The organism is Nonomuraea aridisoli (assembly GCF_003236395.1).
GTDB lineage: Bacteria > Actinomycetota > Actinomycetes > Streptosporangiales > Streptosporangiaceae > Nonomuraea > Nonomuraea aridisoli.
Genome location: NZ_POUD01000102.1, coordinates 17,908 through 27,877 on the forward strand (window position 1 = coordinate 17,908; position 9,970 = coordinate 27,877).

The 9,970-nt window shown below is 67.2% G+C and carries 6 protein-coding genes, 1 pseudogene and 2 CRISPR repeat arrays (1 of these 9 cut by a window edge); all 7 genes and pseudogenes read left to right on the forward strand.

Going from position 1 to position 9,970, the window contains the following annotated elements; all coding sequences use genetic code 11:
* Positions 1–365: direct repeats of the CRISPR family, unit length 29 nt; unit sequence GGGACCATCCCCGCGTGCGCGGGGAGCAC (it extends 29 nt beyond the left edge of the window).
* Positions 366–449: 84 nt separating this feature from the next.
* Positions 450–1,637: a CRISPR direct-repeat array (repeat unit 29 nt; unit sequence GGGACCATCCCCGCGTGCGCGGGGAGCAC).
* A 234-nt stretch (positions 1,638–1,871) separates the two neighbouring features.
* Entirely contained in the window at positions 1,872–4,784 is a 2,913-nt protein-coding gene (cas3, locus tag C1J01_RS23715; protein WP_438943127.1) for a CRISPR-associated helicase Cas3', read from the forward strand.
* Complete coding sequence (casA, locus tag C1J01_RS23720; RefSeq protein WP_111181179.1) at positions 4,774–6,477, forward strand: type I-E CRISPR-associated protein Cse1/CasA; 1,704 nt, start codon at positions 4,774–4,776, stop codon at positions 6,475–6,477. The genes cas3 and casA overlap by 11 nt, the downstream gene beginning before the upstream one ends.
* Complete coding sequence (gene casB / locus C1J01_RS23725) at positions 6,474–7,127, forward strand: type I-E CRISPR-associated protein Cse2/CasB (protein ID WP_111181180.1); 654 nt, start codon at positions 6,474–6,476, stop codon at positions 7,125–7,127. Before casA ends, casB begins: the two co-directional genes overlap by 4 nt.
* Complete coding sequence (gene cas7e / locus C1J01_RS23730) at positions 7,127–8,326, forward strand: type I-E CRISPR-associated protein Cas7/Cse4/CasC (RefSeq protein ID WP_111181181.1); 1,200 nt, start codon at positions 7,127–7,129, stop codon at positions 8,324–8,326. The genes casB and cas7e overlap by 1 nt, the downstream gene beginning before the upstream one ends.
* Positions 8,323–9,027: a type I-E CRISPR-associated protein Cas5/CasD gene (gene cas5e / locus C1J01_RS23735; RefSeq protein ID WP_111181182.1), complete on the forward strand. Its 705-nt coding sequence runs from the start codon at positions 8,323–8,325 to the stop codon at positions 9,025–9,027. Before cas7e ends, cas5e begins: the two co-directional genes overlap by 4 nt.
* Positions 9,027–9,716, forward strand: a complete 690-nt coding sequence (gene cas6e, locus C1J01_RS23740) for a type I-E CRISPR-associated protein Cas6/Cse3/CasE (protein WP_111181184.1) — start codon at positions 9,027–9,029, stop codon at positions 9,714–9,716. Before cas5e ends, cas6e begins: the two co-directional genes overlap by 1 nt.
* 3 nt (positions 9,717–9,719) lie before the next feature.
* Positions 9,720–9,970: pseudogene (locus C1J01_RS51370) on the forward strand (type I-E CRISPR-associated endonuclease Cas1e); the annotation flags it as partial.

A 9,970-nucleotide genomic window follows, 5' to 3' on the forward strand; every position in this document is an offset into this window, starting at 1 on the left:
AAGACGATCACGTCCCTGGTGAAGTGGATCGAGGGATCATCCCCGCGTGCGCGGGGAGCACTTTCTGTGAGATGGCGGCGGGTGACCCCGCCGGGTGCTCCCCGCGTGCGCGGGGAGCACCCGGAGTACTCCAGGCCCTTTCCGACGTAGTAGGGACCATCCCCGCGTGCGCGGGGAGCACAGACGGACCGGGCGTGGTGGGGTCACGCACCGGGGACCATCCCCGCGTGCGCGGGGAGCACGAACGCCTCGGGCGTGAGGTCGAGCCACGTCTGGGACCATCCCCGCGTGCGCGGGGAGCACCTGTACGAGCGGGACGACTGCCGGGAGCGGCTGGGACCATCCCCGCGTGCGCGGGGAGCACGGGCTCAGAGTTGCCGGCCACCTTCCAGAAGAGGGACCATCCCCGGGGAGCACCTGCGCGTAGTGTGGCACAGCAGGTCAGAAGCGGGACCATCCCCGCGTGCGCGGGGAGCACAGGCCGGGGAAGCGACCGCCGGCGCGACCGAAGGGACCATCCTCGCGTGCGCGGGGAGCACGAAGCACGAATGACCTTGCGGCCGGTCGACCTGGGACCATCCCCGCGTGCGCGGGGAGCACGGCCTGCACCTCGGATGGGTGAGCCTGTCGGAGGGACCATCCCCGCGTGCGCGGGGAGCACTCCAGGGCTTCGTGCAGGTCGGCCTTGATCGCGGGACCATCCCCGCGTGCGCGGGGAGCACGCGTCGGCGCATGCCCGTTACCGCGCCGAGTGGGGACCATCCCCGCGTGCGCGGGGAGCACTCAGGCCCCAACAGCATCAACGTCCGGCTCGGGGGACCATCCCCGCGTGCGCGGGGAGCACGCGCCCAGGGAAGGCGAGGAGATCGCCGGCGCGGGACCATCCCCGCGTGCGCGGGGAGCACGCACACCCCGCTGTAGACGGTGACGTACGGCTGGGACCATCCCCGCGTGCGCGGGGAGCACGGGAGCCGTGGCCAGCCGATCAAGTCGAGCACGGGACCATCCCCGCGTGCGCGGGGAGCACGCCATCGAGATCAGTGCCATCGCGACCACACCGGGACCATCCCCGCGTGCGCGGGGAGCACCAGACCAACAGCATCGAGTTCGAGTGGCAGACGGGACCATCCCCGCGTGCGCGGGGAGCACCAGCTCACCACGACGGACGCCACGGAAGGCGGGGGACCATCCCCGCGTGCGCGGGGAGCACTGGAGGCCCTACCGGGCGGGGAGGTGAGTCCCGGGACCATCCCCGCGTGCGCGGGGAGCACCCCCGGGGGCATCTGCCCCCGGGGCCTCCGTAGGGACCATCCCCGCGTGCGCGGGGAGCACCTGCTGCCGGCTCACGAGCACTACGTGGAACCGGGACCATCCCCGCGTGCGCGGGGAGCACGCCGAGCCTGGCAAGTGCGACAAGATCGACTGGGGACCATCCCCGCGTGCGCGGGGAGCACGAGGTCGCCAACGACCAGGCGGCCGGGAACCTGGGACCATCCCCGCGTGCGCGGGGAGCACGCCGGGCGGCCAGCGCGCCGAGGTTCAGGCCTGGGACCATCCCCGCGTGCGCGGGGAGCACCGCTCTCGAACGGCCCGGAACGCTTCCGGACGGGGACCATCCCCGCGTGCGCGGGGAGCACTCTTCCTGACCTGCGGCGTTGTCGTCTATCAGGCTCGGAATTGAGCACTTCTTTAGAAGTGGACATATTGGACGTTTCGGTTGTCAAGTTGACGAGCGAGTCCGCTCAGGCTGCATCAATGTCGGCTCTGGAGCAACTCGGCCGGCCGTGGATGGACATGCGTCGGTATGCGCTCGGCAGGTTTGTTTCTCAAAAGGCGTGATCTCGCTGTGGTTATGCACTTAGATGTCTCTCATGCTCCTTGAGGGGGTACCTCCAGTCGAATTCCAGGACGGTTTGTCCGATGAGGCATGCGCTGTCTGGGCAAAGCACGATCGGGATACTGATGGGTGGTTGCCGTTATGGCGACACATGGCCGATAGCGGTGCGGTAGCCGGATTGTTGTGGGATCGCTGGCTGCCGCTGCAGGTTAAGCATGTGATCGCTCAGGATCTTCCGTCCGGTTTGGAGGACGGGCGCCGGTTGGCGGTTTGGCTGGCGACCACTCATGACATTGGTAAGGCCAGCCCTGCATTCGCCTGCCAGGTGGATCTTCTGGCGGACGCCATGCGCGTTATCGGGCTCGATATGCCCCCATACAAGGAGTTCCCTGACCGGAAGTTGGGCCCGCACGGCCTGGTGGGGCAGGCCCTCATTCAGGAGTGGCTGGTCGAGCGCTATGGCTGGTCGCGTTCGGAAACGCTGCAGGTCGGCATCGTTGCCGGCGGCCATCATGGGGTTCCGCCGACGGCTTCCCAGATCAAAGCCCTGCATGACCATCCAGAGCTGGTACGGACTTCAAGCTGCGCCGCGCTGTGGCAGAGCGTGCAGTGGGAACTCCTCGACCGTTGCGCCCAGGCGTGCGCGGTCAGCGACACGTTGGCCGACTGGAGGAAGATCCGGCTCGGTCAGCCCGCCCAGGCATTGCTGACGGGCCTGGTCATCGTGGCGGATTGGATCGCCAGCAACCCGGACTTGTTCCCCTACTTTCCCGACGCTGCGCATCTCAGCAACCACGACCGGATCGCATCGGCTTGGCATGGCCTGGACCTGCCGGAACCGTGGCAGGCGTCCGCGCTGACCGGCTCACCGGAGAACGTGTACGCGTCACGGTTTCAGCTGCCGCTCGGAAGCCGGGTCAGGCCTGTGCAGGAGCGGGCAGTGCAGGTGGCGCGTGGCATGTCCGCGCCTGGGCTGCTCATCATCGAAGCGCCGATGGGGGAAGGGAAGACCGAGGCGGCACTGGCCGTGGCGGAGATCTTCGCGGCCAGGTCGGGTGCCGGCGGCTGCTTCGTAGCCCTGCCTACCATGGCGACGAGCAATGCGATGTTCCCGCGGGTCCTGCAGTGGCTGAACCGCGTTCCAGACGTACGGCAGGATCCAGGCCGGCGTTCGGTGCTGCTGGCGCACTCGAAGGCAGCGCTCAATGACGACTACGCGACGTTGATGCAGGCTGGAAGGCGCGATGTGCGGGGCGTCGAGATGGACGGCGGCGCTGGGGAGTGGCGGCCTGGCCATGATCGAGCGGCGGCGTCGGCCGAGTTGGTGGCGCATCAATGGCTGCGCGGGCGCAAGAAGGGGATGCTGTCGTCGTTCGTGATTGGAACGATTGATCAGCTGCTTTTTATGGGCTTGAAGAGCCGTCATCTCGCGCTACGTCATCTGGCGCTGGCGGGCAAGGTCGTCGTCATCGACGAGGCGCACGCCTACGACACCTACATGAACTCCTACCTCGACCGGGTGCTGTCCTGGCTCGGCGCCTACCGCGTGCCCGTCGTGGTGCTGTCGGCCACACTGCCGGCAGGCCGTCGGCGGGAGTTGGTCGAAGCGTACGCGGGCAAGGCGACCGTCGGCGTTGATCTCGTGGCGGAGGCTCGCGGATACCCACTGCTCACGACGGTGGAGCCCGACGGCGAGGCGAAGTCGGAGGCAGTGGAGGCATCCGGCCGAGCCACTCGAATTCACTTGGAAAGAATTCAGGATGATCTGACGTCATTGGGCGATCGGCTTACCCATGAGCTGATGGGTGGAGGGTGCGCGCTGGTCGTCCGAAATACCGTGGATCGCGTACTGGAGACAGCCGCGTATTTGCGCGGCTTATTCGGCGACGAGAACGTCAGCGTTGCGCATGCCCGTTTCGTCGATATCGATAGGGCGGATAAAGACGACGATCTGTTGAAGCGGTTCGGTCCTCCCGAGAAGAGCCGTGGACATCGGCCTACCGGCCGGCACATCGTCGTGGCGAGTTCCGTGGCGGAGCAATCCCTGGACATCGACTTCGACCTGCTGGTCTCCGACCTCTGCCCGGTGGACTTGCTCCTGCAGCGAATGGGGCGGCTCCACCGGCATGTACGCGGCCAGGATCAGTCCGATCGTCCAGAAGCCTTGCGTACGGCGCGATGCCTGCTGACCGGGGCCGACTGGGACTCGGTACCTCCCAAGCCCGTGCGCGGTTCCACGCTGATCTACCGCGATCATGTGCTCTTGCGGTCGGCGGCCGTACTGGAGCCGTACTTGTCCAGGATGGGTGAGAGCGGGCACGTCGTGCGGCTCCCTGAGGACATCAGTCCGCTTGTCCAGGACGCTTACGGCTCTGGCGAGGTGGGGCCCTCGGAGTGGCAGGACGCGATGGCGAAGGCGGCGGTCGCCGAGCAACTGCACCAGGCCAGGCAGGAGGAGACGGCACAGGACTTCCAGATCAACCAGGTAGGCCGCGCCGGACGTGCGCTGCTCGGCTGGGTCGACGCCGGCGTGGGCGACGCGGACGACACCCGCCGCGGTCGCGCCCAGGTGCGCGACAGCCGAGAGACGCTGGAAGTACTGGTGCTCAAGCGCCGTGCCGATGGTGCCTGGGCCACCTTGCCCGACCTCTCCAGGAAGCGCGGCGGCCTGGACGTACCGACGGATGCGATTCCTCAGGCGCGCGTCGCCCGGATCGTCGCCGGTTGTGGGCTGCGCCTGCCGTATCAGTTCTCCTTCCCGGCAGTCTTGGACCGCGCCATCGACGAGCTGGAAGCGAACTACGTGCCAGCCTGGCAGGCCAAGGACAGCCCCTGGTTGGCGGGGGAACTCATCCTTCTCCTCGACGAAAACTGTCGGGCCCGGCTGGCAGGCTTCGACCTGCACTACACGTCCACCGATGGCCTGGAGGTGACTCGTGCCGAGTGAGTCGCGCGCGACATCGTTCGATCTGACCCGACAACCGTGGCTGCCGGTGCAGCGTTGTGAGGGCAGCGAGGGAGAGCTGTCGCTTCACGAGGTGTTCGCCCAGGCCGACGACCTGCGGCGGTTGGTGGGCGATGTGCCGACCCAGGAGTTCGCGCTGCTCCGCCTGCTGCTGGCGATCCTGCACGACGCCATCGAGGGGCCAGCGGATATCGACGACTGGCAGGAGTTGTGGCACGACGGCCTGCCGGTCGAACGCATCACTGACTATCTGGACCAGCATCGCGAACGGTTCGACCTGCTCCACCCTGAAGAGCCCTTCTACCAGATAGCGGGGCTGCACACGGCGAAGGGCGAAGTGAACGCCCTGGACCGCATCGTTGCCGACGTGCCGAACGGCCTGCCGTTCTTCACCATGCGCGGTCGTGGGGTGAACCGTCTCACCTTCGCGGAGGCCGCCCGCTGGCTGGTGCACGCACATGCCTTCGACACGTCGGGCATCAAGACCGGCGTGGTCGGTGACCCACGCGTCAAGGGCGGGCGGGCATACCCGCAGGGCGTGGCGTGGGCCGGGAACCTGGGCGGCGTCTTCGCCGAAGGGGAGACCCTGGGGCAGACGCTGCTGCTCAACCTGGTCGCATTCGACAGCGACAATCTCCGGGTCAATCCAGACCGGGATCGACCGGCCTGGCGGCGTCCGCAGGCCGCTCCCGGCGAGACCGATCAGCTGGAGTTGAGCCGTCGCCCTGATGGTGTGGGAGATCTGTACACGTGGCAGTCCCGTCGGGTGCGGCTGTTCCACGACGGCGAAGCGGTCACCGGGGTGATCCTCACCTATGGAGATCCACTTGCCTCGCACAACAAGCATCAGCGGGAACCCATGACCGCTTGGCGGCGTAGCCCGGCCCAGGAGAAGAAGCTGGGTAAGGCCACGGTGTATCTACCGCGTGAGCACGATGCCAGCCGCAGCTCCTGGCGCGGGCTGGGTGCTCTCGTCGCCGGCCGCGTGGCGGGCGCTCAGCAGCGCGGTGAGGATGCCTCCATCGTCCGCCCGCGGATTCTCGACTGGGTCGCCCGCCTGACGGTCGAGAGCGACCTCCCGGCCGACTATCTCATCAAGGCCCGCCTGATCGGGGCCCGCTACGGGACGCAGCAGTCCGTTATCGACGAGATCATCGACGACGGGGTCACGATGCCGGTGGTGCTGCTCCACACCCAAGACCAGCGTCTGGGGCAGGCGGCGATAGACGCTGTCTCCGACGCAGAGAGCGCTGTCACCGTCCTCGGTGATCTGGCCGGCGATCTCGCCAAAGCCGGTGGCGACGATCCGGAGGCCCCGAAGGGAATTGCACGTCACCAGGGGTTCGCCGCGCTGGATGGAGCGTTCCGAGAGTGGCTTGCTTCCATCTCGCCGGGTGCTGATTCCCGCGAGCGCAGGGCGGCGTGGCAGAGGCAGGCTTACGAGATCGTCAGCCGCCTGGGCAACGAACTGCTCCGGGCAGCGGGTGACTCCGCATGGGAAGGCCGGATCGCCAAGGCGGCGAACGGTCAAAGCCTCTGGTTGACCGCCTCGTACGCTGACCTGCTTTTCCGCATGCGGCTGCGCCAGGTCCTTTCCCTAGCGGTGCCCGCGGAACGAGAGCCACATCCTCCAGGCGCCGACGAACCCTCTCCTCCTGTGGAGGCCGCATCATGACCGCAACCTCACCTCAGGCGACGACCGCTCGGCAGCCGGTCGTCGACCTTGTAGGCGAAGTGGCTGCTACCCACATCAGCGCGCTGCAGAGGGGCTACCGAGCCGACCGTAGTAGTGCCGTCGCAGCGCTGGCACAGCTTCGCCGGGGTGCCGGCAAGCTCCCAGAGGAGGTGCCGGAGTTGTGGGGGATGGCCGGCACAGAGCTGCTCTACAGCGAACGTGATCTTCCGGAGAGAGATACTCTCAAGGCCGAGTTCGCGCTGTTCTCCGCCATCACCCTGTACGCGCTGCACCAGCAGTCCAAGTCCGGCCAGGACATGCACCGGCCTGGAGTAGAACTGGGCACGGCCGTGCGCCGGCTCATGCCCGGCGGAACGCTCGATGAGCCCATCCGCCGTCGATTCGTCCGCCTCGGCACTGCCACCACGCCGAAGGTGCTCACCGAACGGCTCCGGGAAGTCGTCATCCTCCTCCGTAACGCCTCGATTGGGCTCGACTACGGGATCCTCGCTCGACAGCTCTACCAGGCGCAAGACCCTGATGGCCTGCGTCACGTGCGGCAACGCTGGGGCCGCAGCTTCCACTCCTACCGTCCCGCCAGTCCGCGCACCGACGACGACGCGGCTGCTTCCCCCGACAAGGACACCTGATGATCCGGACCATCCTCGAAGTCCACGCGCTGCAGACCGTTCCGCCCAGTTGCTTGAACCGCGACGACACGGGCACGCCGAAGACCGCGACGTACGGTGGCGTGCGCCGCGCGCGAGTGTCCAGTCAGGCGTGGAAGCGGGCCACCCGCCGAGGCTTCCACGACCTCTTGGACCCGAGCGAGCTCGGCGTACGTACCAGGCGGGTGGCAGAGCTGCTCGCCGAACGCATTCGAAAGCTGGACGGCTCGATCGAGCAGGCCGATGCGTGGTCACTTGCGGCGGAGGCCATTCAGACCGCCACGGGCTCGAAGATCGACGTTCCGAAGAGGAGGGAGCAGGCCGCTCGCAATGAGAACGGCGGAGCCGCCCCCGAGTCCAAGTACCTCATGTTCTTGAGCGCTCATCAGCTCGACGGCCTCGCCGAAATCGCGGTCAAGGCCCACGGCTCGGGTGGCAAGGATTATTTCAAGGACAAGGCCGTCAAGGATCAGGCCAAGCGGATCGCGAACACGCGGCATTCCGTCGACATCGCCCTGTTCGGGCGCATGATCGCCGATGGGGCGGACATCAACGTGGACGCTGCCGCGCAGGTGGCGCACGCCATCAGCGTGCATCGCGTGGACAACGAGTCCGATTACTACACGGCGGTCGACGACTACAAAGAACGCGAGGACGACGACCTGGGCGCCGGCATGATCGGCACGGTCGAGTTCAACTCCGCCACTCTCTACCGCTATGCCGCGGTGGACGTGGACCTGCTGCGCCGCAACCTGGGGGCGGGCCTTCGGGACGACGAGCCGATTACCGAACCCGTGCGACGGGCGGTGGAGGCGTTCGTCCAGTGTTTCTTGACGTCTCTCCCGACCGGAAAGATCAACACTTTCGGCAACCACACCCTGCCCGATGCGGTCGTCGTCAAGCTGCGCGACTCCCGGCCCATCAATCTCGTCGCGGCGTTCGAAGAGCCCTGCAAAACCGATCCGGACGTGGGCGGCCACATGCGGCAGGCGGCCGATGCCCTTGTCTCCTACCTCACCGACGTCGAGAGCACGTACGGCATCGCCGACGGCGACTCCACCTGGGTTCTCCAGGTCGGCAGAAACACCGAAGCGCTCACCCAGCTCGGCACGAGCCTGCCGATGCCCGACCTCGTGGCCGCGGTGGGAGCGGAAGTAGTGCGGAGGCAGGACCAGGCATGAGCGTCCTGCTGATGCAGTTGGCAGGCCCTCTCCAATCGTGGGGTTCGACCTCGCGCTTCGCCCGAAGGTCAACGGAGGCGGCCCCGACCAAGAGCGGAGTGATCGGCCTGCTGGCTGCCGCCCTGGGACGTGAGCGTACGGAGAACCTCGGCGATCTGGCGAACCTGCGCTTCGGTGTCCGCGTGGATCAACCGGGCACCCTGCTGCGTGATTTCCATACGGCGCACCACTTCGTAAGCGGCGAGGCGGCCCCGGTGTCGGAACGGTTCTACCTGGCGGACGCGGTGTTCGTGGCCGGAGTCGAAGGCGACGTCGCGCTTGTCGACAGGCTCAAGCAGGCACTGCACGCGCCCGTTTTCCTACCGTACCTGGGACGGCGCTCTTGCCCGCCGTCCCGGCCGCTGTACCTGGCCGTCCACCGGGAGCTTTCGCTGCTGGAGGCGCTCGACAAAGAGCCGTGGCACGCCGCTTCCTGGTACCAGCGACGGCGTCGAGAAGAGCGTCGAGTCGAACTCGAGATCCTCATCGAGGCCGGCGCCAACGACGGATCGGTCGACAGCGTTCGGGATCAGCCGGTCAGCTTCGATCCTCTGCACCGTCAGTACCGCTTGCGCGGCGTGCACCGGCCGCCCAGGGCAAACGTCGCAAACCCTGCCGCTCGCCCCGCTCACGATCCGATCGCCGCTCTTGGGAGCGCATGATGTATCTGACTCGGTTCCGCTTCAACACGGCGCGGCTCGGTGCCCGGCGCCTGCTGTCGTCGCCGCAGCGGCTGCACGCAGCGATCATGTTCGCGTTCGCGGAGCCTCCTACTGAGCCGCGCGGCGGCCCGCGGGTTCTCTGGCGGATCGACCGCAACAGCCGTGCCGAGACCTATCTCTACATCGCCAGTCCGGCCGAGCCGGATCTCACCCATCTTGCGGAAGAAGCCGGATGGCCGCAGACCGGGCGATGGGAGACCCACGACTACGAGCCCTTGCTGTCCCGGCTGACCAAGGGAGACGTGTGGTCGTTCCGTCTGACGGCCAACCCCGTCCACAGCATCCGCCGGAAGGCTGACGAACCCACCAAGGTCACGGCGCATGTCAGTCGTCGTCACCAGATCGACTGGCTTCTCCAGCGTCAGGACAAAGCCGGCTTCGTGGTTCTCGAAAAGCCGGCCGAGCAACGTCTGCACGATGAGCTCGACCAGCATGAAGTGGTGGTACGCGACCGTCGCCAACTCGATTTCACCAAGGCCGGCCAGCGGCATTCCGTCACCCTTGTCACCGTTACGTTCGACGGGCGGCTGCAGGTGACCGACCCCGACGCCATGCGTCATACCCTCACCGCGGGGCTGGGGAAGGCGAAGGCGTACGGGTGCGGTCTGATGACCCTCGCCCAGGGGTGAGTAATGTCCACTGTCGGCCGCCGTGGGCAATCCTCACCGCGAGAACTCACTCGCATGGGAGACCGGATTTCCTTCATTTACCTGGAACGCTGTGTCGTGCACCGGGAAGACAATGCCGTCACAGCCGAGGATGCCCAAGGCACCACCCACATCCCCGCCGCGACGATTGGGACCTTGCTCCTCGGACCCGGTACGCGGGTCACTCACCAGGCGATGAGCCTGCTGGGTGACAGCGGGGCGGGGGTGGTGTGGGT